General features: G+C 59.3%; 17 protein-coding genes and 1 pseudogene. 7 read left to right on the plus strand and 11 right to left on the minus strand.

The window, feature by feature from the left end; all coding sequences use genetic code 11:
* The coding region (locus AB4N43_RS00005; protein WP_460152669.1) for an excinuclease ABC subunit UvrA at positions 1–1,224 on the plus strand (1,224 nt) is incomplete at its 5' end.
* Between the two features lie 142 nt (positions 1,225–1,366).
* Here the strand turns inward: AB4N43_RS00005 and AB4N43_RS00010 are convergent.
* Positions 1,367–1,888 carry a DUF4142 domain-containing protein gene (locus AB4N43_RS00010; protein ID WP_027923751.1) on the minus strand — a complete coding sequence of 174 codons (522 nt, stop codon included), beginning with the start codon at positions 1,886–1,888 and terminating at the stop codon, positions 1,367–1,369.
* 218 nt (positions 1,889–2,106) lie between these two features.
* Between AB4N43_RS00010 and AB4N43_RS00015 the strand changes: the two genes are divergently transcribed.
* Together AB4N43_RS00015 and AB4N43_RS00020 are read left to right on the plus strand one after the other, a co-directional pair.
* On the plus strand, positions 2,107–2,349 hold the full coding sequence (locus AB4N43_RS00015; protein ID WP_027923752.1) for a DUF465 domain-containing protein: 243 nt from the start codon (positions 2,107–2,109) through the stop codon (positions 2,347–2,349).
* A 108-nt stretch (positions 2,350–2,457) separates the two neighbouring features.
* A complete protein-coding gene (locus AB4N43_RS00020; protein WP_172825943.1) occupies positions 2,458–2,622 on the plus strand; it encodes a hypothetical protein in 165 nt (54 codons plus the stop codon).
* A 137-nt stretch (positions 2,623–2,759) separates the two neighbouring features.
* Here AB4N43_RS00020 and AB4N43_RS00025 read toward each other — a convergent pair.
* The 6 genes and pseudogenes from AB4N43_RS00025 to AB4N43_RS00050 form a co-directional block, all read right to left on the minus strand.
* Positions 2,760–3,850, minus strand: a pseudogene (locus AB4N43_RS00025) (SMP-30/gluconolactonase/LRE family protein).
* Positions 3,847–4,992 carry a sterol desaturase/SRPBCC family protein gene (locus AB4N43_RS00030; protein ID WP_027923754.1) on the minus strand — a complete coding sequence of 382 codons (1,146 nt, stop codon included), beginning with the start codon at positions 4,990–4,992 and terminating at the stop codon, positions 3,847–3,849. Before AB4N43_RS00030 ends, AB4N43_RS00025 begins: the two are co-directional and overlap by 4 nt.
* A 99-nt stretch (positions 4,993–5,091) precedes the next feature.
* Positions 5,092–5,955, minus strand: a complete 864-nt coding sequence (locus AB4N43_RS00035) for a LysR family transcriptional regulator (RefSeq protein ID WP_194940181.1) — start codon at positions 5,953–5,955, stop codon at positions 5,092–5,094.
* Between the two features lie 97 nt (positions 5,956–6,052).
* Complete coding sequence (locus AB4N43_RS00040; RefSeq protein WP_027923756.1) at positions 6,053–7,900, minus strand: amidohydrolase; 1,848 nt, start codon at positions 7,898–7,900, stop codon at positions 6,053–6,055.
* A 296-nt stretch (positions 7,901–8,196) separates the two neighbouring features.
* Positions 8,197–8,511, minus strand: a complete 315-nt coding sequence (locus AB4N43_RS00045) for an SCP2 sterol-binding domain-containing protein (protein WP_027923757.1) — start codon at positions 8,509–8,511, stop codon at positions 8,197–8,199.
* 67 nt (positions 8,512–8,578) lie between these two features.
* Positions 8,579–9,289, minus strand: a complete 711-nt coding sequence (locus AB4N43_RS00050) for a histidine phosphatase family protein (RefSeq protein ID WP_027923758.1) — start codon at positions 9,287–9,289, stop codon at positions 8,579–8,581.
* A 204-nt stretch (positions 9,290–9,493) separates the two neighbouring features.
* On the opposite strand from AB4N43_RS00050, the gene sohB reads away from it, so the two are divergent.
* Both sohB and AB4N43_RS00060 read left to right on the plus strand, forming a co-directional pair.
* Positions 9,494–10,516: a protease SohB gene (gene sohB / locus AB4N43_RS00055; RefSeq protein ID WP_027923759.1), complete on the plus strand. Its 1,023-nt coding sequence runs from the start codon at positions 9,494–9,496 to the stop codon at positions 10,514–10,516.
* Positions 10,517–10,699: 183 nt separating this feature from the next.
* Positions 10,700–14,443, plus strand: coding sequence for a leucine-rich repeat domain-containing protein (locus AB4N43_RS00060; protein ID WP_460152674.1), 3,744 nt, complete (start codon positions 10,700–10,702; stop codon positions 14,441–14,443).
* 52 nt (positions 14,444–14,495) lie between these two features.
* On the opposite strand, the gene AB4N43_RS00065 is transcribed toward AB4N43_RS00060, so the two are convergent.
* Positions 14,496–14,990: a DUF934 domain-containing protein gene (locus tag AB4N43_RS00065; RefSeq protein WP_460152676.1), complete on the minus strand. Its 495-nt coding sequence runs from the start codon at positions 14,988–14,990 to the stop codon at positions 14,496–14,498.
* Positions 14,974–16,632: a nitrite/sulfite reductase gene (locus AB4N43_RS00070; protein ID WP_027923762.1), complete on the minus strand. Its 1,659-nt coding sequence runs from the start codon at positions 16,630–16,632 to the stop codon at positions 14,974–14,976. The genes AB4N43_RS00065 and AB4N43_RS00070 overlap by 17 nt, the downstream gene beginning before the upstream one ends.
* 522 nt (positions 16,633–17,154) lie before the next feature.
* Here AB4N43_RS00070 and AB4N43_RS00075 point away from each other — a divergent pair.
* Entirely contained in the window at positions 17,155–18,228 is a 1,074-nt protein-coding gene (locus AB4N43_RS00075) for an ABC transporter substrate-binding protein (protein WP_460152678.1), read from the plus strand.
* On the opposite strand, the gene AB4N43_RS00080 is transcribed toward AB4N43_RS00075, so the two are convergent.
* Positions 18,225–18,443, minus strand: coding sequence for a DUF2970 domain-containing protein (locus tag AB4N43_RS00080; RefSeq protein ID WP_027923764.1), 219 nt, complete (start codon positions 18,441–18,443; stop codon positions 18,225–18,227). The two genes, AB4N43_RS00075 and AB4N43_RS00080, sit on opposite strands and share 4 nt — an antisense overlap.
* Before the next feature lie 190 nt (positions 18,444–18,633).
* Positions 18,634–22,344: a methionine synthase gene (gene metH / locus AB4N43_RS00085; protein WP_027923765.1), complete on the minus strand. Its 3,711-nt coding sequence runs from the start codon at positions 22,342–22,344 to the stop codon at positions 18,634–18,636.
* 155 nt (positions 22,345–22,499) lie between these two features.
* On the opposite strand from metH, the gene AB4N43_RS00090 reads away from it, so the two are divergent.
* Positions 22,500–24,797 carry a fatty acid cis/trans isomerase gene (locus AB4N43_RS00090; RefSeq protein ID WP_460152680.1) on the plus strand — a complete coding sequence of 766 codons (2,298 nt, stop codon included), beginning with the start codon at positions 22,500–22,502 and terminating at the stop codon, positions 24,795–24,797.
* Positions 24,798–24,930 lie beyond the last annotated feature (133 nt).

A 24,930-nucleotide genomic window follows, 5' to 3' on the forward strand; every position in this document is an offset into this window, starting at 1 on the left:
GATCTGGAAACCATGCGCCGCGCCGATTGGTTAATCGACGTCGGCCCGGCAGCGGGCGAGAACGGCGGCCAGATCCTCTACAGCGGCCCGCCGCCCGGGTTGGCCGCGGTGACGAACTCACAGACCCGTGCCTACCTGTTTGCTGAACAGGTCGCCGAGCCCCGTGCCAGCCGTAAGGCAACGGACTGGCTAAGACTGGAGGGCATCACCCGCAACAACCTGAACCACCTCAGCGTCGAGTTTCCGCTGGGTTGTTTTAGCGCCGTGACGGGCGTGTCCGGTTCCGGTAAATCGAGCCTGGTCAGTCAGGCTTTGTTGGAATTGGTCGGCGCGCATTTAGGACGGACCGCCAGCGACAACGAAGCCGAAGCGTTGAGCCTGGAGGACGATGCGCCGCAGGTCAGCGGTGGTCAGGTCACGGCCGGCCTGGCATCAATCAAGCGTCTGGTGCAGGTCGACCAGAAACCCATTGGCCGCACGCCACGCTCCAATCTGGCGACCTACACCGGGCTGTTCGATAACGTGCGCAAGCTGTATGCAGCGACGCCCGAGGCGCAGGCTGAGGGCTATGACGCCGGACAATTCTCCTTCAACGTCGCCAAGGGCCGCTGCGCGACCTGCGAAGGTGAGGGCTTTGTCAGCGTCGAATTGTTGTTCATGCCCAGCGTTTACGCGCCATGCCCGACGTGTCACGGCGCCCGCTATAACCCCGAGACACTGGCGATCACCTGGCAAGGGTTGAACATCGCGCAGGTGTTGCAGTTGACGGTGGATGAAGCGGTGGAGGTGTTCGCCGAGCAACCCGGCATTCGCCGTTCGCTGGAAGTGTTGCGGGATATCGGTTTGGGGTATTTGCGACTGGGGCAGCCGGCGACTGAATTGTCAGGCGGTGAAGCGCAGCGGATCAAACTGGCGACTGAGCTGCAGCGTAATCAGCGTGGGGCAACGTTGTATGTGCTCGATGAACCCACGACCGGTTTGCATCCACGGGACGTTGACCGGTTGCTGGAGCAGTTGAATACGCTGGTGGTCGCGGGGCACACGGTGATCGTGGTCGAGCATGAAATGCGCGTGGTGGCGCAGAGTGACTGGGTGATCGACATCGGGCCGGGGGCGGGGGATCAGGGCGGGAAGATCGTCGTGGCGGGCACACCGCAGACAGTGGCTAAAAGCAAGAAGAGCCGGACTGCGCCGTTTTTGGCTCGAGTGCTCGGTAGGGCTTGATGGGTTGATTATGCTGGCCCCATCGCGAGCAAGCTCGCTCCCACATTGGAATGTGGTTGGCTGTGGGAAGGAGCAGACTTGTAGCAGCCGGACGCAGGCTTCGCCAGCTGCTACAGGGGGACGTTGTGGCTTCTAGGTCGAGTTATTTGTCGGGGTGGGCAGCCTGGAGTTTTTTCGCCATGTCCAGGTGTTTTTCCAGGGCCGGCAGCATTTTTTGTGCGAAGCCTTTCAGCTCGGTGGCGCCCTTGACCTTGTCGTCCGTCACGGTGTTGGCTTCTTTCTTGAACAATTCGATGGTGTCTTCGTGGGCCTTCACCTGGTTGTTTGCGTACGCCGCGTCGAAGGATTCATCGCGCATGTCGAGAATTTTCTCCTTGGCCTGTTTGACCAGCGTCGTCGAGTCCGGCACCTCGATGTCATGCTTTTTCGCCAGGGCCGCCAGTTCATCGTTGGCCTTGGAATGATCGGTGATCATCATGTTGGCGAACGCCTTGACGTCGGCCGAAGCGCTTTTTTCCAGCGCCAGGCGACTGGTTTCGATCTCGGCAATGCCGCCAGCGGCTGCTTTGTCGACGAAATCATTGGAGGTGGCGGCAAATGCCGTGCCCATGCTGCTGCTCAAGGCGACGGCCAGGGCGAGGTGGCGCAGGGTGAATCCGTCCATTGGTCATACTCCACACAGGTTTGGGTAGGCGATCCGGTGGATCGTTACTCTGTGGAGGCTGGTGTCCGGGGAAAGGTTTTATCGCATTTGCGACAGGACGACGAACGGACACCGCTGGTCTGACAGGTGGTCGACAGAACGCGCAAACCAAGGCCATTCTGATAGTTGGTGAACGCAATCGATCGCGTTTGCTACCGATCATCAAACGGAGGTGTTCCATGCCGGTGAACCACGACCTGTATCAGGACTTGAAGGTTTCAAAGGAAGAGATCCAGCAAAGACGCACCAAGGATCCGTTACTGGATTCGCTGATCAACAAATATTCCCAGGCGGACGCTGAAGTGGTGAAGGCCGAGACCGCGAAATCCGATGCGCCCAGTGATGACCAGTTGAAGAAGCTCAAGGAACATCGCTTGTTGGTCAAGGACAAGATCGTCCAGCAATTGCAGGCATCGTCCTGACGCGTCGTACCGAGCCACCGACGACCGGTGACTGAGAAGTGGAACGGCGTCAAAACCGGCACCTCGAATGTCATGAGTCATCGTTAACGACTCACTGAGAGGTGCCTTATGTCCAATCCCAGATTTCCGAGTGAAGAGCAGGGCGGGTACGACCCGATCCCGACTCATCCCGAGCCGTTGAGCCCGAACCACATCACCACCCATCCCGATAGCGAGGATGACGACCCGTTGCGCGAGCAAGAAGAAACCGCTGACGACCCGGATCCCGAATAACCCACACAAAAAACCTGTGGCTCACACAAATCCCTGTGGGAGCCGGGCTTGCCCGCGATGGCGGCGGCACTGGTGACATGGATGTATCAGACAGACCGCCATCGCGGGCAAGCCCAGCTCCTACCGTTTGATCGTTGTTATTGCTGGAGGGCGGTGGCGAGTGGCAAGCGCGCCATGTTTTTCGCCTTCAACGACCCGAAATACAGCCAGTCCCCATACTCGCGCACCGTTGTGATCGGCGAATAATTACCGCTGGTGCCATCCTGCAGATTGGCAATCACCTTGCCGTCCACATCCAGCCCGAGGGCAAAAGCCCGGTTTTCCACCGGTTTAGGCAGCACCGTCAGCGCTCGGACAATCATTTTGCGCACGAACGGGTGCGGCGCCGTACGGTCCAGCAGCGCGTTGCGCGGTGAGTAGAGCGCAACCCAGAACCGGTCGCGGCCGTTGAACGAGAGGTTGTCCGGCAGCCCGGGCAAGTTGTCGATAAACAGGTCGTGCGTGCCGGCTTTCGGCCCAGTCAGCCAGAAGCGGCTAATGCGGTAGGCGCCGGTTTCGTTGACCAGCACAAAGGCGTCGTCCGGCCCCAGCGTCACACCGTTGGCAAATTCGAGCTTGTCCAGCAACACATCGGTCTTGCCGGTCTGGAAGTCATACCGCAATAAACGGCCATCGCCCCCATGCTCGATGATCGCCTCGCCATCCTTGCCGTAGCCCCAACGGCTGGAGGCGTCGCTGAAATAGGCGAAATGCCCGGGTTTGTCGATCGCCACGTCATCGGTAAAGCCAAAGGCACGCCGCCCGCCGTAGTGCTCAACGGGATTAATCGGCCTTGGGCATCCAGCGAAAGCAGCCCTTTAACGCCGTCCGCGACAACCAGCAAACCATTGGGATGGCGCGCCAGCCCCAACGGTCTGCCGCCAGTATCGGCCAGCACTTTGGTTTGTTTGCCGTCGAGGCTCGTGCGAATCAATCGGCCGTCATGCAGGCCGGTGATCAGCATGTCGTTCTCCAGCAGCAGTGCTACCGGTCCTTCGATGTCAGCCGGGCCGACACGCTCCACGCCTTTAAGGCGTTCATTGTCGGCGTAGTCGCCGCTGGTGAGGGAGGGCGCCGGCGGCGGGTTCCAGGCCACCGGGCGGACTTTGGTCGGGAACAGCAACAGAAAGGCGCACAGGGCAATCAAGAGCAGTAACACCAGATGCCGGAACTTAATGAGTCTTCTCACACATGGGCTCCGGTGGGTGTCAGTTGTTTTTGCGCCATCTCGCGCAAGGCCAGCATCGACTCGGCGGATTCACGCTCGATGCGCCGCTTGAGCAACAGTTGATTGGCAATGCGCATTGCCACGCCCGCGAACTGGTATTCCAGCGTACGGATAAACTGCGTGCCGTCACCTTCGGCGGTGCATTCGTACGTCACCACCAGCGACAATCCGTGATCGCCCCGCGCCCAGGCACTCCAACGGCGCCCCGGCAGGTATTCATTGACCTCCCAGCTCAGGTGCCCGTCGCGCCCGCCGGCCCGGATATCCTCCTCGAACCGTGAGCCGGCGTGCAGCGCCCCAGCCTGACCGTCGACCTTGAGGGACGACGGATGCCACTCCGGCCAACGGGTGACGGTACTGGCGTAGGCGAGCACGTCAATCGGGTTTCCGGCGATAACGATCTGGTGCTGCATGCGGGTCATGGGCGTTCTCGTCAAGGGGAGGGGGTCATGATCCGGTTCCCAGTAAAGGGTGCCGAACAGGTAATCCATCAGTGGAAACACGATGTTGAAGTTGCGCTCCTGCATCAGTTCGCGGCGGTGATGCAGTTCATGCAGACGGCGCATCTGGCGAATCCACGGCAGACGCGTGACCGGGTTGCCGGGCGGCAGGTGTTCGCAGGCATGAAACACTTCATAGGTCAGGTAACCGAGCACCAGACAGCCGCCAAACAAGCCGGCGACGTTGGTATCGAAGCGACCCAGCAGCCACCACAGCGGCAGGGTAATGACGACGGTATGGACCACGATCAGCCAGGCTGGAAACAGAATCACCCGCCAGTCCCGGGCGCTGTCGTAAGTCATGTGGCCGGGGGCGAAAAAGCTGTGATGGTCGCCCGCATGACGGGCGTAGAACATCCGCGCGAAGCGCTTTTTGTGATGCCCCAGGTCTCGATGAACCTTGTATACACCGAAGTTGAAGAACAACAGCGTGACCGGCACCGCCAGCCATTCCAGCGGGGTGACCTGATGCACGGTGCTCCAGAATCCGCCGATGGCCAACACCCCGAAAATGAGCACAAACGCACCGTGCAGCCATGGGTTATAGAGGGGATGTATGTCGGCGCGATAGCGGCTACGGAATGCCTGGGTGGTCTGCCTCACTGCGGTCACCTCTGCTTGTAGTTATAACCAGCAGATTAGCTGATCTCCCCGCAAAGGCTGGCGCTACTTAGAGGACACAAACGCCATGATCCGGTGCGCTCAGGTCAGTGGATTCCAGCGCTGCGACCAGTCTTCATCGGACTGGATCACTTCACGCAGCAAATCGAAGGCCCGTTGCAGGGTCGCCGAGTCGCGATCGCGCGAATACACCAGGTAAGTCGGGTAACTGAATTCCGGGGCCTTGGGCACGGCTTCCAGGACGCCGTTTTCCAGGTAACTGCGGACCACACGCGTACGGAAGTAGCCGCTGCCGCCGTTTTCGAGGATGTACTGCAACCCGAGCGGGCCGAGGTTGAAGCTCAACGGGGCTTTGGCTTTTTCCGGCAGGGCTGCATCGTGCTGGCGGCGGAAGTCCGGGCCCCAGTCGATGTACACGTATGGATCGGGTTTGCCGGGCAACCGCACCAACACCAGTTTTTCTTCCAGTACCTGCTCGACTTGCAGGCGTGGCCAATACTCCGGCTGATAGACCAGCGCGGCATCAAGTACGCCCAGCTCCAGTTGCCGCAGGAGGTTTTCGCCGTCGCGGATTTCCATGCGCAGGGCGTGGCTGGGAATCTTCTCGCGCAGTTCGCCGGCCCAACTGAGCATCAACGGATTGCACAGGCTGACCTCGCCACCGATGTGCAGCACATCGCGGTAACCTTCTGGCAGCGGCAAATCCCGACGCGCCGCTTCCCAGGTCTCGACCAGTTGGTTGGCGTACACCACAAAGGCCTCGCCATTGGGCGTCAGGCGGGCGCCGGCACGGTTGCGCACGAACAGCGTGCTGCCGAGCTGGCTTTCCAGTTTCTGCACGCGCGCGGTGATCGCGGTCTGGGTGACATGGAGTTTCTCGGCCGCCGCGGCAAGGCTGCCGTGACGGACGATTTCCAGAAAGGTGCGGGCGAGGTCGATGTCCATGGGGCAGCCGGTGCGGGAGGTGCTGGCATTGTAAACAGATCCTGCCAGAACCGGCTGCTACGGGATCGCGTCGACGCAGTCGGATTAGCGGTTCTTTTCAAAACGCAAAACACGAACAGCCAAACGCGCCCCAGAATCCCTGAAAGTCACTGACCGGCGCTGACGACATCCGCGCCCGCTCATGGCTGTGCGCATGCACCGCGCAGGCACCTGCGCATTGATGAACCTGCGCGGTCATCGGCGTCAGGTGTTTCCAGTGCCCCGGCACCTTGGTAACCGGCGACCATTCCGGCACCACAGGAATCGGCGGCGGCCCGAGTTTTTCGAACTCGTGGGTGGCATGCACAATCTTGCCATCGACAATGGTCAGCACCGACTCGATCCATTTGATCGCTTCATCTTCGATGTGGAAATAGTCCGCCGACAGTGCAATCAGGTCAGCGAGTTGCCCGACTTTGATTTGACCCTTTTTGCCTTGTTCCGAGGAAAACCAGGCACTGCCGTGGGTGAACAGCTCCAGCGCCGTGTCGCGGCTCAGGCCTTGCGGGTACAGTTCCAGGCCGCCGACGGTGCGGCCGCTGACCAGCCAATACATCGACGTCCAGGGGTTGTAGCTGGAAACACGCGTGGCATCGGTGCCGGCGCCGACCGGAAGGCCTTCGGCGAGCATGCGTGCGATGGGCGGGGTGTGCTCGGCCGCCTTGGCACCGTAACGGTCGACGAAATACTCGCCTTGAAACGCCATCCGGTCCTGAATCGCAATGCCACCGCCCAAGGCTTTGACCCGTTCGATGTTCTGCGGCGTGATCGTTTCGGCGTGGTCAAAAAACCACGGCAGACCGTTGAATGGAATGTCGCGGTTAACTTTCTCGAACACGTCGAGCATGCGGCTGATGGATTCGTTGTAGGTGGCGTGTAAACGAAACGGCCAGCGTTGTTCCACTAGGTGGCGCACCACGGGTTCCAGTTCTTGCTCCATGGTTTGCGGCAGGTCCGGGCGCGGCTCAAGGAAGTCTTCGAAATCCGCCGCCGAGAACACCAGCATTTCCCCGGCACCGTTGTGCCGCAGGAAATCATCGCCCTGGCCGTAGTGTGAAGTGCTGGTCCAGTTCTTGAAGTCGGTCAGTTCTTCCTTGGGTTTCTGGGTGAACAGGTTGTAGGCGATGCGCACCGTCAGTTGCTGGTCTTTGGCCAACTGCTGGATCACTTGATAGTCATCGGGATAGTTCTGATAGCCGCCGCCGGCATCGATGGCGCTGGTGATGCCGAGGCGATTGAGTTCGCGCATGAACTGGCGGGTCGAGTTGACCTGGTATTCCAGCGGCAGTTTCGGCCCCTTGGCCAGGGTCGAATACAGGATCATCGCATTGGGTCGGGCGATCAGCATGCCGGTCGGGTCGCCGTTGGCGTCGCGCTGGATTTCACCGCCCGGCGGGTTCGGCGTGTCGCGGGTGTAACCGACCACTTTCAGGGCGGCGCGATTGAGTAGGGCGCGGTCATAGAGGTGCAGGACAAACACCGGGGTGTCGGGCGCGGCTTTGTTCAGTTCATCAATCGTTGGCAGGCGTTTTTCGGCAAACTGGAACTCGTTCCACCCGCCAACCACCCGTACCCATTGCGGCGTGGGTGTGCGATCGGCCTGATCCTTGAGCATGCGCAAGGCATCGACCAGCGACGGCACGCCTTCCCAACGCAGTTCGAGGTTGTAATTGAGGCCGCCACGGATCAGATGCAGGTGCGAGTCGTTGAGGCCGGGAATCACCGTGCGACCGTGCAGGTCGATGATGTGCGTCCCGGGGCCTTGCAGGGCCATGGCCTGGGCATCGCTGCCGACCACCACAAAACGTCCGTCCTTGATCGCGACCGCGCTGGCCTGCGGTTTTTTGCGATCGACGGTGTGCAGGCGTCCGTTGTACAGAATGAGGTCGGCGGGGGCATCGGGCATGGTTTTACTCCCTGCGAAGAGCGGGCTGATCCAGGCACCGACAGCACCTGCCGAAAGGCCTTGCAGTACACGTCGGCGGTTAAAACCGTCAGGGTCGTCAGGTGGGCTCATGGCCGTGCTCCGCGCAATGTGATCGGGGGGCAAACAGCCGATGTCTGACGCATACGGCCAGAAGGAATATAGACGGTGAATCCACAGGCGGTGTTTTCGGGGGGCGGAAAACGACGAATCCCGCCACAATGGACGGGATTCGTTGATAAGCCAGACAAGGCTCCCGAGGGCCGGGAGCCGCGGTCTTAGCCAGGGAACAGCTCGGACAGTTTCATGGCCATCATCATGTCGCCTTCAGCGCGCAGTTTGCCGCCCATGAACGCTTGCATACCGTCAGTCGAACCGTCAACGATGCCTTCCAGGGTATCGCCGTCCATCACCAGAGTGACCTGGGCGTCCGGGTTTTCGCCTTCTTGCAGTTCGCAGGTGCTGTTTTTGATGATCAGCGAGAAGTTCTTGGTGTCGTCGATGCGGAAACCGAATACCAGGTCCAGACCGGCAGCAGCGGCTGGGTTGAACTTGGCTTTCATTGCTTGTACGGCATCAGCTACGGAGGTCATGGTTCGATCCTTTCTTGGGTAATTATTAGAGCTGGGTGATTACAGCCAGGGTCACAATAGTCCGGACTCAGCGAAACGTGATGAGTTCCGGGGCCTTCAGCAGTTGCAGGTGTGCGTGACTGTTGAAGGAAGCCAGTGCCACCTCGCGACCACGGAACTTCAAGTGGTTGAGCGAGGTGTTGACGATTTGCCAGTTCAGCTCGAATGCCTGCCGGGCAGGCATTTGAGTAATAAGGTGAAGCAGGGCAGTGATGGTGCCGCCGGAGGTAAACACGGCGATTTTCTGGGTGCTGTCGGCACTTTCCAGGATGCGCTGCAGGCCGGCTTGTACGCGTTCGACAAAGCCCAGCCAGCTTTCCAGGCCCGGCGTGTCATAAGTGCCGGCGAGCCAGCGTTCGATGATCAGGGCAAAGATGCGCTGGAACTCGGCGCGGTTTTGCGCGGCGTTGCGCAGGATGTCCAGGGCCTCGGGTTCGTCTTCCAGCATGGCCGGCAGCAACGCGCGGATGACCGCGTCGGCGTCGAACTCATTGAAGGCAGGATCGATTTCCAGGGCCGGCACCGGCAGGCCCACGGCGGCGTACTGTTCCAGCGCGCTGTTGGCAGTATGTTGCTGACGGCGCAGGTCGCCCGAGAGGCAGCGATCGAAGCTGATACCCAGCTCGGCCAGGTGTTGGCCAAGGATTTCTGCCTGGCGAATACCGGTCGGCGACAGGACGTCATAGTCGTCTGCACCAAAGGAGGCCTGGCCATGTCGAATCAAATAGATACTGCCCACGTCCGCGTCATCCCGGTACGTTGAAGGTTTGGCGAGGTTATGAGGATGGCGCTGAGCTGTCAATGAAAAAACATACGCTTGTTTGAAATGGCCGTTACAGGCCTGTTGCCAGAGGTTTCACGGCTGGCCGTCGAGCTGGCGCATGGGTATGCTGGACACATCCCGCGCGTGTTTTAAGTCGCGCATCGTCATGAAGGAGTCACTGTGGAGTTTTTCACCGAGTACGCCAGCTTTCTGGCCAAGACCGTGACACTGGTGATCGCCATTCTGGTGGTCCTGGCCAGTTTTGCGGCCTTGCGCAGCAAAGGTCGACGCAAGGCGGCCGGCCAGTTGCAAGTCAGCAAGCTCAATGATTTCTACAAAGGGCTGCGTGAACGCCTGGAGCAAACCTTGCTCGACAAGGATCAGCTCAAGGCCCTGCGCAAGTCCCAGGCCAAATCCGAGAAAAAGCAAAAGAAAACCCCTGAGGCCAGGCAACGGGTATTCGTGCTGGATTTCGACGGCGACATCAAGGCGTCTGCCACCGAGAACCTGCGCCACGAGATCACCGCGCTGCTGACGCTGGCCACGCCCAAGGATGAAGTGGTGTTGCGCCTGGAAAGCGGCGGCGGCATGGTTCACAGTTACGGCCTGGCGTCCTCGCAACTGGCGCGGATCCGCAATGCCGGCGTGCCATTGACCATCTGCATCGACAAGGTTGCGGCCAGCGGCGGCTACATGATGGCGTGCATCGGCGAGAAGATCATCAGCGCGCCGTTCGCCATCCTCGGCTCGATCGGTGTCGTGGCGCAGTTGCCCAACGTCAATCGCTTGCTGAAAAAGCACGATATCGATTTTGAAGTGCTCACCGCCGGCGAATACAAACGCACCCTGACCGTGTTTGGCGAAAACACCGAGAAGGGGCGCGAGAAATTCCAGGAAGACCTGGACATTACCCATCAGTTGTTCAAGAACTTCGTCGCGCGCTATCGCCCGCAACTGGCCATCGATGAAGTGGCCACCGGTGAGATCTGGCTCGGTGTCGCCGCCCTCGACAAACAACTGGTCGACGAACTCAAGACCAGCGATGAGTACCTCGCCGAACGGGCAAAAAATGCCGAGCTCTTTCACCTGCACTATGCCGAGCGAAAAAGCCTGCAAGAGCGTATTGGCATGGCGGCCAGCGGGTCGGTCGATCGCGTTTTGCTGACCTGGTGGAGCCGTTTGACCCAGCAACGCTTTTGGTAACCGTCAGCGCAGCTTCGCTCTAAAAAAAGCCGGGACTTAGCTCCCGGTTTTTTTTGCCTTCAGAACGGTCGCAATCCTTCCTGAAATGGCGAAATCTCCTAACCCGTCTGTCGACCCGCTCCTGCATCCGATGGAATGGCGGCTGGCTAGGGTGGTGTTCCAAATGTTCGCAATGGAATGCACATGCCCAATCTCAATCAAGACAACGTTGCCGGCCCGCCAGGGATGCGTGACGAGCTCATGGCCGCCGTGAACATCGCGTTGCCACAAACCCCAGACCAATTTGGCGCACGTTTGATCAAGGAAAAGTGGGGGGCGGACATTGATCCCCAAACCTGCTTGCTGGCCACCCTCGATTACAACTACAAGGGACATCCTGCGCAGGATGGCATTCAGCAGGGCCAAGTGGCGAGTTCACAATCGCTACTGCAAGCGCTGCTTTCCAACTATCAAACCGTGGGCGATGGACGTTTTGCCGAAAGCGCTTTCGGCTTTTACGCGCCGCCGGACATCGGGCCGTCGGTTCGAATCGTGCAAAACGTTGACGAATTCGCTGACCGCGGCAGTGGCAATCACCAGAGCTATGAAGGCATTTATCGCCAAACCATCCCGCAAGCCTATGGGCCGTTGACGCAAGTCCCCATTAAACCGGCTGACTTCAAGAGATGGGTCTGGGCGCTGGATTTGCAGGGCTTGTACAAGACGTATCTTGATCACGCCTGGCCGTCCGATGAGGCGCTCGTTGCGCCGCAACCCTATGCGCTGAGAACCTCGGTCAAAGCGGCATTTGTCATGACCGCCGCGCTGCAACGGCATGAACAAAGCCTGAGTAAAAAGGGCCTGGAGCTGGCCATGCAGGCTGCAGGTTTGCCGGTGGATCAGGCATGGGAATCACTGACTATCGAACCGCTGCAAGCACCGACCCTGATCCCCTCCACGGTCACGGCGGGGCGTCTGAAGCTGTACCGCTATACAGCGACCGATATCTGGACTTTTCGTCTCACCGCCAGCCCTCGGGTATTGATGTACATTCCGGGTAACTCTTCACCCCTGCATGACTTCGCTGATGTGTCGCAATTGCACCGATGGGTGGTTGCACAGAGCAAGGCCAGCGCAACCAGGCAAGCGCTGGCCGCTCACTTTGCCGACGACGATCGACAGGATGGAACCTTCCATGCCGGTGTTTTGACGGCGCTGGATGGAATGGCCATCTACCCGCATGAGCACTGGCTGACAAAAAATGCCGGCTTCTTTAATAATGATGGTTATTGGGAGCCTGCCGAATATATCGGCTTCGAGGATCAGCCCCCCGCGACCGATCCGTTTGCACAGTTGGTTTCGACCATGAAACAGGCTGCGTGGGAAAGCGTCCAAACCATCCGGGATGACGCTCAAGTCAATCGAGACAATTTGAGTGCTGTTGTCGAGCCGGTCGTGCAATGGATCAACCGGTTTGGGCCCCTGGCCCTGTTTCTGCCGGGGGGAGAGGGGGTGCTGGCGCTGGCCGGGCTCATCGATGCCGGTTATGGACTGGATCAGGCTGTGAACGGCGAAACGCCGAACCTGCGCAAAGAGGGCGTGACGCGCACAGTATTTGGCTTGCTCAACGCGCTGCCGCTGGCAGGTGCGGCAGCAGATGTCAGTGTTGGAAGGGCTGAGGCCGAGGCCGTCAAGACAAGTGAACACGCCGCCATCGTCATGCCGGCGACAAAGAGTGTGACAGCAGCGCCTTCCGGTCTGTCCCGACTGGAACTGATTCGCGGGATCGGCCCCTCAGTGGCGTCATTCAGCGATGAAGTCCTGGCGCAAATCGGCAAGGTCAGCACGGTAGACGACGACATGCTGCGCTTGATGAACGCCGGGCGGCCACCGACGCCTTTACTGGCTGACACGATCAGCCGTTTCAAGCTCGATCTGGAGCTGCGCTCGGCCGGGCAAACCGAGCTGTTCAACAGTCGATACGCCGCGCTGCAGCAGTCGGAGCACGAATGGGTCCGGCTGTTTCAGCGCCAATACCCAGGGCTTCCCAAAAGCGCCATTGAGCAAATGCTCGACCGTTATGGCATAGACATCCGCGCGACGCCTGACGTTGTGGAGATCAGGCAAGTGTTCAAACGCCTGGACAGCAAAGCACGTCAGTACCAGCAGCATGTGCGCCTGAACCGGGCCTACGAAGGCCTTTACCTTGGGGCAGTCGTCAATGCCGAGACGGACACTCTGGCATTGCATTCACTGTCGCATCTACCGGGATGGCCCAAAGATCTTCGAATAGACATTTTTGACCGTTCGCCTGCTGGCCGGGTGCTGGACCGCAGTGGTCCGCTCGATGCCGCTCATTGTCGAAGCATCATCAGGGTGAGGAATCGGTATCAGCGACAAGGCGTGCAATCGGACTTTTACGAAGCTGTCCTCGGGATCCTGTCAGATGACGAACGTTCGGCGTTACACCTGACATCTGATGATCCTGTCAGTGAGTTGCGCCTCAAGATTGGCGCGGTGGCACTGCCTCGCTCGCAAACCCTGCTCGGATTACAACGGATGGACAGCGGGCTGACGTTCGAGCCTCAGGGCTTGCGCGGCGGAGGTTATCCGTCGACGCCTCAAGGCGAAGCCATGACCCACGAGATGATGAGGTTGCAACTCAAGGAGATTTATCCCGACTTCACCTCAGCGCAGGCCGATGAAGTACTGCAACGTGTGGGCAACAATACGCAGGCTTATATCGATGGGTTGAAGCAACAGCTACAACAACTCAACACCGATTTAAGCGGTTGGATCGACCAGGTTGCCGATGACGTCAATGACATGGATCTTCCGTTTCTGGCGATTGGCGATGCCGAGGCAGCGAATATGAGCCCTGCGCAAATTGCGGCCCATAACGTTGACCTTTTCATGGATGAGTTGGAGGACGAACGATCGCTCAGGAAAGAGCTCGCCGAGGAATTGGTCGCCCTTTGGCAAAAGCGCGGAGACGCGCCACATGCCACGCTGGATATGAACTTTGAGAACTATCACCGATTACCCACGATGAACGTCAGGTTCGACGATGTGACCCAGTTACTGATGCGAGGTTTTCATCTGACAGAGCAGGACAGTTTGAACGGGTTTCTGGAGTGTTTTGCGAACCTTGAAGTGTTGGACCTTGAAAGCGTGGACTTGCGGAACTACTTCGTGGCTGGCGATGCTGGTCGCGCTTTGCCGCCCGCCATCGAACAAATGGCACCTCTTCGCTCGCTGAACTTGCGTGGCACACAGCTGGTACTCACTGACAGTGCCGCTTCACAACTGCGTGACCTGACTCATTTGCAAACGCTGGACTTGAGTGACAACCCCTTGGGCGTGCCGCCATTGGTGATGGGCATGAACGATCTACGTCAGCTCAACCTGAGAAACACTCAAATCACCCGATGCCCGATCGGTATCAAGGATGAGCCCTATCTGACGTCTCTGGATTTACGGGATAACCAGATCACCCGGATACCGCCAGCAGTCATAAACCAGGCAGTCGCAGATGATCGTGTGTTGCTCTTGGGGAATCCACTGACAGACGAAGACACGCTGCGCCGATTAGTCAGCCATCGAGAGGAAACCGGCATCAATTTATGGCTCAACGCCCCCGGCGCTGGCTATGGCTCGCCGAGTGTATGGCTGCGAGACTACGACGACGCGTTGCAACAGTCCCGACAGGCCCTTTGGCAACGACTGGCGGGCAAACCTTCCGGCACCCGGTTTTTAGCCGTCATCGACAGGCTGAGTTTGACGGCTGACTTTCAGGTCGGTTACTTGCCACTGCAGACGAGAGTCTGGCGATTGTTGAACGAGGCTGATGCGTCTGAGGAAATGTGGAATCGATTGAGTCGCAGCAGCGGGCGCTTTGAACATCCGATGGCGGCTTTCAGGGCACTGGAGGAGCGTGCCAATCTTTGACGTAAAGCGGGAGGGGAACCTTGAACCCCGAAAGGGGTTCAAGGTTTGACCATCAGCGGCGACGGAACAGCGGCAGCGGTTCGTCGGTGGCGGCCTGGTACGTCACTGAGAAGTCCTTGAGACCTTCCAGGGCTTCGTACGGGTCTTTATCGGGGCGCACTGCAAACGCGTCGAAACCGCAGCGGCGCATGTAAAACAACTGATCGCGCAGTACATCGCCAATCGCTCGCAGTTCACCTTTGAAACCGTAACGGTCACGCAGCAGGCGAGCATTGGAGTAGTTGCGGCCATCGGTGAACGCCGGGAAGTTCAAGGCAATCACCTTGAACTGACCCACGTCGTCACCGATTTCTTCAGCTTCTTCGTCGGCATCCAGCCAGACGCCCAGGCCGCCATCGCGGGCCTTGAGCATACGGCTGTGTTCGCGCCACAGCTGCAACGGAACGATCAGGTCATCGCAGTTGCTGATCTCGTCGATGTTGAAGTCCTTGGGCAGCAAGTGCCAGGTTTCGTCGACGACTTCGTTGTTCTTAATGATTCGCTGCATAGACGCGCTCCTTGAAGAGGTCGATGCCAATACGCTGGTAGGTGTCGATGAACCGCTCGTCTTCGGTACGTTGTTCGATGTACACGTCGATCAGCTTTTCGATCACATCAGGCATGGCTTCCTGGGCGAAAGACGGGCCGAGGATTTTACCCAGGCTGGCGTCACGGCTGGCGCTGCCACCGAGGGACACCTGGTAGAACTCTTCGCCTTTCTTGTCCACCCCGAGGATGCCGATGTGGCCGACGTGGTGGTGACCACAGGCATTCATGCAACCGGAGATGTTCAGGTCCAGTTCACCGATGTCGAACAGGTAATCCAGGTCGTCGAAGCGACGCTGGATCGATTCGGCAATCGGGATCGACTTGGCGTTGGCCAGCGAGCAGAAATCACCGCCAGGGCAGCAAATGATGTCCGTCAGCAAGCCAATGTTCGGTGTGGCGAAACCTTGCTCGCGCAACTCGCCCCACATCGCGAACAGTCGGGACTGTTCCACGTCGGCCAGGATGATGTTCTGTTCGTGAGACGTGCGCAGTTGACCGAAGCTGTAACGATCGGCCAGGTCGGCCACCGCGTCGAGCTGCTTGTCGGTGATGTCGCCCGGCGCTACACCGGTTGGCTTCAGGGACAGGGTCACGGCCACATAGCCCGGCTTCTTGTGCGCCAGGGTATTGCGCGTGCGCCAGCGGGCAAAGCCCGGGTGCTGCTGGTCGAGCTCGGCCAATTCGGCGGTCTGGTTGTCCAGGGCCTTGTAGTCGGGGTCGACAAAATGCTTGGCGACGCGATGCAGTTCGGCCTCGGTCAGCGTGGTCTGGCCACCGCGAAGGTGTTCCATTTCCGCGTCGACTTTTTGCGCGAAGACTTCAGGCGTCAGCGCCTTGACCAGAATCTTGATCCGCGCCTTGTACTTGTTGTCGCGACGGCCATAGCGGTTGTAGACCCGCAGGATGGCGTCGAGGTAGCTCAACAGGTCTTGCCACGGCAGGAACTCATTGATGAACGCGCCCACCACCGGCGTACGGCCCAGACCCCCACCGACCAGTACACGGAAGCCCAGCTCGCCGGCAGCGTTGTGCACGGGCTCAAGGCCAATGTCATGCACTTCGATGGCGGCGCGGTCAGATGTCGAACCGTTGACTGCGATCTTGAACTTGCGCGGCAGGTAGGCGAATTCCGGGTGGAACGTGGTCCACTGGCGGACGATCTCGCACCATGGGCGCGGATCGATCAGTTCATCGGCGGCGACGCCGGCGAACTGGTCGGTGGTGACGTTGCGCAGGCAGTTGCCGCTGGTCTGGATCGCGTGCATCTGCACGGTCGCCAGTTCAGCCAATATGTCCGGAATGTCTTCCACGGCCGGCCAGTTGAACTGTACGTTCTGCCGGGTGCTGATGTGGGCATAGCCCTTGTCATAGTCGCGGGCAATCTTGGCCATCATGCGTACCTGACGCGAAGTCAGTTGGCCGTAAGGCACCGCCACACGCAACATCGGCGCGAAACGCTGGATGTAAAGCCCGTTTTGCAGGCGCAGGGGGCGGAATTCTTCTTCGCTCAGCTCGCCTGCCAGATAGCGTCGGGTCTGATCACGGAACTGCTTGACGCGGTCCTCGATGATCCGCTGATCGTATTCGTCGTATACGTACATATAAGTCCTGTTCTCAGGCTTGGGTCGCTCGGATACAGCTGCGTTTTTGTGCTTGGCGGAGTCCGAAAGAACCTCTGCAATTCTGCGCGCACGGCCGCGCTCTCCCTACGGAGCCGGGGCAAGATACCAGTTTGCAGTTATGCGCAAAAGTGATGTTTGAGTATATGTAAAGAACCAAAACGACTAATAAGAACTGTGATGACTAAACCCTTATTTGTGGTGCGGGCAATCGTCGTCTTTACTGTGGTCGAGTCTTTATGCAATCACCGATAAAACCGACAAGAGGCGATGCAATGAGCAACCCTACCAAAGCGACAAAACCTGATAGCACGGTCGATGCTTGGGCGATTCTTTTCCTGATCATTTTGGTCGTGGGCACGGCAGTGTTCTGGGTCAGCCATCAATAACCGACCCCGTCCGGGCCCGGTTCCGACGATTGTCGGACAAAAACCGGAATAAACGCCGTATTACGGAACTTCACTGGCTATAATGCGCGGCGATTTTCCGGGGGCTCGGACGTTAATGTTGAAGTTTTTCTACACCATTGTGCTACTGCTTGGCACGGTCTACGGACCGGTTGCGCGTGCGGAATCGGTGTTGTTCCTGAGCCCTGGTACCACCCAGGAAGCCTTCTGGGTCAGTTACGCGCAATTTATGCAGGCCGCCGCCAGAGATTTGGGGGTTGACCTGCGAATTCTTTATGCCCAGCGCATGCCCGAACTCACGGTGGCGCAAGCCCGTCAGGCGCTGCAAGGTCCCGATCGCCCGGACTATCTGATGTTCGTCAATGAACAATATGTCGCCCCACAGATCCTGCGCCTGGCCCAGGGCAGTGGTGTAAAGCTGTTCATGGTGAACGCGTCGCTGACGGCCAACCAGCAGAGCCTGTTGGGTGAGCGCCCCGATCACCTGGGCAGCCTGGTGCCCAACGACGAGGAGGGCGGTTACCTGATGCTCAAGGAGCTGATCCGTCAGCATCCACCGGCAACGCCCGGCAAGCCTATCGAGCTATTGGCATTTTCCGGCCTGAAAATCACTCCGTCTGCGCAATTGCGCGAGCAAGGGATGATGCGCGCATTGGCCGAGCATCCTGAAGTGCGTTTGCGCCAATTGGTCTATAGCGGGTGGACCCGGGACCGCGCCTATGAGCAGGCCAAGTTGTTGTTCCGGCGTTATCCGCAGATATCTCTGGTGTGGTCAGCCAATGATGAAATGGCGTTTGGTGCGATGCAGGCGTTTGAGGAGAGCGGTGGAAAACCCGGAAAAGACGTGTTGTTTAGTGCCGTCAACACCTCTCCCGCCGCCTTGCAGGCGATGATTGATGGACGCCTTAGCGTGCTGCTGGGCGGTCACTTCACTTTAGGTGGTTGGGCGCTGGTGGAGTTGCATGATTATGACCAGGGCGTTGATCTTGATCTGTACGGTGGCCGCCACCGGCTGATCCCGCTGTTGCAACTGATCGACAAGACGCAAGCCAAACGCCTGCTGGCGTTGGGGGCCACACCTGACTATGGCGTGAACTTCCGTCGACTCTCGGCCAAAGGGCGGCCGACCACCTATCGCTACCCGTTCAGCTTGCAAACACTGATGCGCTAAACCCCGGCCAGATGCAGCACCAGTTGCACGATGCCGTACAGGGTCAAGGCAAACACGGTCGTGAACAAAATCCCCAGAATCACAAAATGACTCGGTTTACCGTGGGTGAAATCCCGGGCCCGGTTCTTCCCGCTCTGTACCCCGAACGCCGCCGCCATGACGCTCTGCAGCATCTGCCAGAAGGTCGGCGGCTTGTTGTCTGCTGGATCGTCCATAAACCCCTCGTCACGTGTGTGTGAGCCGTAAGCATAGACCTACGGACAGCACAAACAACTGTGGGAGCGAGCCTGCTCGCGAAGAGGTCGTGTCAGTCGACATTAATATCGCCTGGTCCACCGCCTTCGTGAGCAGACTCGCTCCCACAGGGGATCACGGTTCGCCACCGTATTGTGGCCCGTCGGTTGGTTAGTTGTCGTACCCGAGGTTCGGGGCCAGCCAACGTTCGGTCACGCTCAACTCCTGACCTTTGCGCGAGGTGTAGCTCTGCACCTGATCCTTGTCGATCTTGCCCACGGCGAAGTACTGCGCCTGCGGGTGAGCGAAGTACCACCCGCTGACGGCTGCCGCCGGGAACATCGCGTAGTGCTCGGTGAGGAATACGCCGCTGCGACCGGCCTTGAGCTCTTCGGCTTCGGGGTCCAGCAGTTTGAACAGCGTGGACTTCTCGGTGTGATCCGGGCACGCGGGGTAGCCCGGAGCAGGGCGGATGCCGGTGTATTGCTCTTTGATCAGCGCCTCGTTGTCGAGCGTTTCGTCCTTGGCGTAACCCCAGTAGTCTTTACGGACTTGTTGGTGCAGCCATTCTGCGCAGGCTTCGGCCAGGCGGTCGGCCAGGGCTTTGACCATGATCGAGTTGTAATCGTCGCCAGCGTCCTGATAAGCCTTGGCCACTTCTTCGGCGCCGATGCCGGCGGTGGTGATGAACCCGCCCACGTAGTCGGTGACTTCACTGTCTTTTGGCGCGACGAAGTCGGCCAGGGAGAAGTTCGGCTTGCCGTCGGTCTTGATGATCTGCTGGCGCAGGTGATGTAGCTTGGCAATCGCCTTGCCGTCGTCGCCGTAGACTTCGATGTCATCGTCGCGCACCTGGTTGGCCGGCCAGAAGCCAAACACCGCGCGGGCACTGATCAACTTTTCATCGATCAGCTTGGCGAGCATTTCCTGGGCATCGGCATACAGCGAGGTGGCGGCTTCACCGACCACTTCGTCTTGGAGGATGCGCGGGAATTTGCCGGCCAGGTCCCAGGAGATAAAGAATGGCGTCCAGTCGATGTACTCGGCCAGAACCTTCAGGTCGATGTTGTCCAGCACCTTGGAGCCGGTGAACGTCGGTTTGACCGGTGCGTAAGTGCTCCAGTCAAACTGCGGCTTCTTGGCGATCGCAGCCGGGTAGCTCAGGCGCTCGGTGCGCGCGCTGCGGTTGGCCGTGCGCTCGCGAACGTCGATGTATTCCAGGCGGGTCTTCTCGACAAACGCCGGTTTCAGCTCCTTGGACAGCAACTGCGTCGCCACGCCCACGGCGCGGGAGGCGTCCGTCACGTAGATCACCGCGTCGTTGCTGTACTTGGGCTCGATCTTCACCGCCGTGTGCGCTTTGGAGGTGGTCGCGCCACCGATCATCAGCGGCAGGTGGAAGTCCTGACGCTGCATTTCACGGGCGACGTGGACCATTTCATCCAGCGAAGGCGTAATCAGGCCCGACAGGCCGATGATGTCGCACTTCTGCTCCTTGGCCACTTGCAGGATTTTCTCCGCCGGGACCATCACGCCGAGGTCGACAATGTCGTAGCCGTTACAGCCCAACACCACGCCGACGATGTTCTTGCCGATGTCGTGCACGTCGCCTTTCACCGTTGCCATCAGGATCTTGCCCTTGGCTTCCGGTTTGTCGCCTTTTTCCAGTTCGATGAACGGGATCAAGTGGGCCACGGCCTGCTTCATTACGCGGGCGGATTTCACCACTTGCGGCAGGAACATTTTGCCGGCGCCGAACAGGTCGCCAACGATGTTCATGCCGGACATCAGCGGGCCTTCGATCACTTCGATCGGTCGGGCGAACGACTGGCGCGACTCTTCGGTGTCTTCAACGATGTGCGTGGTGATGCCCTTGACCAGCGCATGTTCCAGGCGCTTGTTGACCGGCCAGCCGCGCCATTCTTCGGTCTCGGCTTCCTTGACACTGCCATCGCCCTTGTACTTGTCGGCGATGGCGAGGAGGGCGTCGGTGCCTTCCGGGGTGCGGTTTAGGATCACGTCTTCGACGGCGTCGCGCAGCTCTTGCGGGATCTGGTCGTAAATCTCCAGCTGACCGGCGTTGACGATACCCATGGTCAGGCCATTGCGGATCGCGTACAGCAGGAACACCGAGTGGATCGCTTCACGCACCGGGTTGTTGCCTCGGAACGAGAACGACACGTTGGACACGCCACCCGAGGTCAGCGCGTACGGCAGTTCGTCGCGGATGTAAGCGCAAGCGTTGATGAAGTCCACAGCGTAGTTGTTGTGTTCTTCAATACCGGTGGCCACGGCGAAGATGTTCGGGTCGAAGATGATGTCTTCCGGCGGGAAGCCGACTTCGTTGACCAGAATGTCGTAGGAGCGTTTGCAGATTTCTTTCTTGCGCGCTTCGGTGTCGGCCTGGCCGGCTTCGTCGAAGGCCATGACGACCACCGCGGCACCATAGCGCTTGCACAGTTTGGCGTGATGGATGAACTGCTCGACACCTTCTTTCATGCTGATCGAGTTGACGATGCCCTTGCCCTGGATGCATTTCAGGCCGGCCTCGATCACTTCCCACTTGGAGGAGTCGATCATGATCGGGACGCGGGAGATGTCCGGCTCGCCGGCAATCAGATTGAGGAAGGTCACCATGGCCTTCTTCGAATCGAGCATCCCTTCGTCCATGTTGATGTCGATTATCTGGGCGCCTGCTTCGACCTGCTGCAGGGCGACTTCCAGGGCTTCGGTGTAGTTGTCTTCGCGGATCAGGCGGGCGAACTTGGCCGAGCCGGTGATGTTGGTCCGCTCACCGACGTTGACGAACAACGAGCTGCGGTCGATGGTGAACGGTTCCAGGCCCGACAGGCGGCAGGCCTTGGGGATTTCCGGAATTTGACGCGGTGCGTAACCGGCTACGGCCTTGGCGATGGCTTCGATGTGGCCAGGGGTGGTGCCGCAGCAGCCGCCGACAATGTTCAGGAAACCGCTTTGAGCGAACTCCTCGATGACCTTGGCAGTGTCCACCGGCAGTTCGTCGTACTCACCGAACTCGTTCGGCAGACCGGCGTTCGGGTGCGCGGAAACATGGGTGCCGGCCTTGTTCGACAGCTCTTCCAGGTACGGACGCAATTCGCTGGCACCGAGGGCGCAGTTCAAACCGACCGAGATCGGCTTGGCGTGAGCCACGGAGTTCCAGAACGCTTCGGTGGTCTGGCCGGAGAGGGTACGGCCGGAGGCGTCGGTGATGGTGCCGGAAATCATGATCGGCAACTCGATGCCGAGCTCCTCGAACACGCCTTGCACGGCAAAGATCGCGGCTTTGGCGTTCAGGGTGTCGAAGATGGTTTCGATCAGGATCAGGTCGGCGCCGCCTTCGATCAGACCCTTGGTGGATTCGGTGTAGTTTTCCACCAGCTCATCAAAGGTCACGTTGCGGTAACCGGGGTTGTTCACGTCCGGGGACAGCGAGCAGGTGCGGCTGGTAGGGCCAAGCACGCCAGCGACGAAACGTGGCTTGTCCGGGGTTTCCAGGGTCTTGGCGTCAGCCACCTTGCGGGCCAGGCGTGCGCCTTCTACGTTTAACTCATACGCCAGGCCCTGCATGCCATAGTCGGCCAGGGAAATCTGGGTGGCGTTGAACGTGTTGGTTTCCAGAATATCGGCGCCGGCATCCAGGTAGGCTTTCTCGATACCCCCAATCACATCCGGGCGAGTCAGCACCAACAGGTCGTTGTTGCCTTTGACATCGCTTGGCCAGTCAGCAAAGCGTTTGCCACGGTAATCCTGCTCTTCGAGCTTGTAGCTCTGGATCATCGTGCCCATGCCGCCATCGAGAATCAGGATGCGCTCTTTGAGGGCGTGCTTGAGAGCTTGAAGGCGAACACTGCGATCGGACATTTGGACTACTCGGAAAGACCATGACGAAGGGGCGGGATCATAGCAAACCTGTGCGCTTTTAGAGCATCACCCGGTTTTGCATGAATATCGTTCATGTTGGTATGGGTATCTGACCGGTAGAATCGCCGCGATTTTTCATGATTGGGACCAGGGATATGTCGTATCGCGTCATCACCAGCATTTTCATGCTGCTTTTAAGCTGGGGCGCCGCGGCGCAAGGTCCGGCCATGTCCTCTGCGATTTCCTACAGCCGCGACATCCAACCGATCTTTACCGAAAAGTGCGTCGCCTGCCATGCGTGCAACGATGCCCCCTGCCAGCTCAACCTGGGCAGTGGTGAAGGGGCGGCGCGGGGCGCCACGAAAGTCACGGTCTACGACGGCGACCGCAGTACCGCTGCGGCACCGACGCGGCTGTTTTACGATGCGTTCGGCAAGCACGCCTGGCACCAGAAGGGCTTCTATCCGATGCTTGACGCCCAGGGCAGTCAGGCCGCGTTGATGGCGCGGATGCTGGAACTGGGCCACAAAACCCCATTGCAACCCAACATCAAATTACCGCAAGACATCGTTCTCGGTCTGAACCGGGAAAACATGTGCGCCATGCCCGCAGAGTTCGACAATTACGCCAGTTCCCATCCCAAAGAGGGCATGCCGCTGGCGGTCACCGGCCTGACCGATCAGCAATATCAGACGTTGCAGCGCTGGCTGGCGTCGGGTGCGCCGATCGATGAGGTCGGGCTGGTGCCAAGCGCAAAAGAAGCACAGGAGGTGGTGCAATGGGAAAACCTGCTCAACGCGCCCGGCTCCCGGCAAAGCCTGGTGGCGCGCTGGTTGTTCGAGCACTGGTTTCTTGCGCATATCTACTTCAAGGACGGCGAACCCGGGCATTTCTTCCAGTGGGTGCGTTCGCGCACGCCCACCGGCCAGCCGATTGACTTGATCAACACCCGGCGCCCGAATGACGACCCGGGCACTCAGGTGTATTACCGCCTGTGGCCGGTGCAGGGCGTGATTGTGCAAAAGACCCACATCACCTACCCGCTGAGTGCGGCGAAGATGGCGCGGGTCAAAAGCCTGTTCTATAGCGGCGACTGGCAGGTCAACGCCTCGCCAGGTTACGGACCTGAACGGCGGGCCAATCCGTTCGCTACCTTCGAGGCGATCCCGGCGCAGGCGCGCTACCAGTTCATGCTGGATAACGCCGAATACTTCGTGCGCACCTTTATTCGTGGCCCGGTCTGCCGTGGCCAGATCGCCACGGACGTGATCCGCGATAACTTCTGGGCGCTGTTCCAGGCCCCTGAACACGACCTCTATATCATCGATCCCAACTACCGCGGCCAGGCGACGCCGTTGCTGGCCATGCCTGGCCAAAACGATGATGTCGGCAGTGTCTTGAGCCTGTGGCATGACTACCGCGACAAGCGTAACGAGTACGAAGCACTGCGTCGGGACAGCTACGCCGATGTACCGGCACCGAGCTGGTCGGCCTTGTGGGCGGGGAATGACAACGCGCTGCTGAGCATCTTCCGGCACTTTGACAGTGCATCGGTGAACAAAGGCCTGATCGGCGATGTGCCGCAAACGATGTGGCTGTTCGACTTCCCGTTGCTGGAGCGTACCTACTATCAATTGGCGGTGAACTTCGACGTGTTCGGCAACGTTTCTCACCAGGCCCAGACCCGTTTGTACTTCGACCTGATCCGTAACGGCGCCGAGCAGAACTTCCTGCGTCTGATGCCGGCGGACTCCCGGGACGCCTACCTTGACGATTGGTACCAGAACAGCGGCAAGTTCAAGATGTGGCTGGACTATGAGTCCATCGATGACGACAAACCCACTGCGTTGAAACTCGACGAGAAGGACCCCAAGCGCGACTTCGCCCAACAGTTGCTGGTCCGTTACGGCGAGCTCAATGCCACCCCCGACCCGATCAACCGCTGCGACGGCGCCTATTGCTCGCGACCGAACATCGACCCGGCCTTGCAGGGCGCCGAACAGGCCTTGAGTCGCCTGACATCGAGGCCGGCGGCGGGCTTGAAGGTCATCGACCAGTTGCCGGAAGCGACGATGTTGCGCATCGAAACGACGAGCGGCAAGCGCGAGGTCTACAGCCTGCTGCGCAACCGTGCGCACAGCAACGTGGCGTTCCTGTTGGGTGAATCGTTGCGCTACCAGCCGGGGCTGGACACATTGACGATTTTCCCTGGCGTACTCAGCAGTTACCCGAATTTCATATTCAACATCCCGGCCGACCAGGTGCCGGCGTTCGTCGATGCAATGGAAAACGCCAAGGACGATGACGGCTTCGAGAAAATCGTCGAACGTTGGGGGATTCGCCGCAGTCATCCGCAATTCTGGTTCTATTTCCACGACCTGAGTCGCTATGTCCACGAGACCGATCCGGTGGAAGAGGGTGTGCTGGACATGAACCGCTACCAAAACCTCTGACTCACCGCGACACCCCCCTGTGGGAGCGAGCTTGCTCGCGATGGCGTCGGATCAATCAACATTTATGCTGACTGTCAGGACGCTATCGCGAGCAAGCTCGCTCCCACAGGGGATCAGGGATCAGGGGATCGTC

Source organism: Pseudomonas sp. S2_B07 (genome assembly GCF_054668435.1).

What these genes read in the sequence shown, in the direction of transcription:
- AB4N43_RS00090 (WP_460152680.1), top strand. Translation starts at nt 22,500, where the DNA reads ATGTCGTATCGCGTCATCACCAGCATTTTCATGCTGCTTTTAAGCTGG.
- AB4N43_RS00010 (WP_027923751.1), bottom strand. Translation starts at nt 1,888, where the DNA reads ATGGACGGATTCACCCTGCGCCACCTCGCCCTGGCCGTCGCCTTGAGC.
- AB4N43_RS00035 (WP_194940181.1), bottom strand. Translation starts at nt 5,955, where the DNA reads ATGGACATCGACCTCGCCCGCACCTTTCTGGAAATCGTCCGTCACGGC.
- AB4N43_RS00060 (WP_460152674.1), top strand. Translation starts at nt 10,700, where the DNA reads ATGCCCAATCTCAATCAAGACAACGTTGCCGGCCCGCCAGGGATGCGT.
- AB4N43_RS00070 (WP_027923762.1), bottom strand. Translation starts at nt 16,632, where the DNA reads ATGTACGTATACGACGAATACGATCAGCGGATCATCGAGGACCGCGTC.
- AB4N43_RS00065 (WP_460152676.1), bottom strand. Translation starts at nt 14,990, where the DNA reads ATGCAGCGAATCATTAAGAACAACGAAGTCGTCGACGAAACCTGGCAC.
- AB4N43_RS00080 (WP_027923764.1), bottom strand. Translation starts at nt 18,443, where the DNA reads ATGGACGATCCAGCAGACAACAAGCCGCCGACCTTCTGGCAGATGCTG.
- metH (WP_027923765.1), bottom strand. Translation starts at nt 22,344, where the DNA reads ATGTCCGATCGCAGTGTTCGCCTTCAAGCTCTCAAGCACGCCCTCAAA.
- AB4N43_RS00020 (WP_172825943.1), top strand. Translation starts at nt 2,458, where the DNA reads ATGTCCAATCCCAGATTTCCGAGTGAAGAGCAGGGCGGGTACGACCCG.
- AB4N43_RS00040 (WP_027923756.1), bottom strand. Translation starts at nt 7,900, where the DNA reads ATGCCCGATGCCCCCGCCGACCTCATTCTGTACAACGGACGCCTGCAC.
- AB4N43_RS00045 (WP_027923757.1), bottom strand. Translation starts at nt 8,511, where the DNA reads ATGACCTCCGTAGCTGATGCCGTACAAGCAATGAAAGCCAAGTTCAAC.
- AB4N43_RS00015 (WP_027923752.1), top strand. Translation starts at nt 2,107, where the DNA reads ATGCCGGTGAACCACGACCTGTATCAGGACTTGAAGGTTTCAAAGGAA.
- AB4N43_RS00075 (WP_460152678.1), top strand. Translation starts at nt 17,155, where the DNA reads ATGTTGAAGTTTTTCTACACCATTGTGCTACTGCTTGGCACGGTCTAC.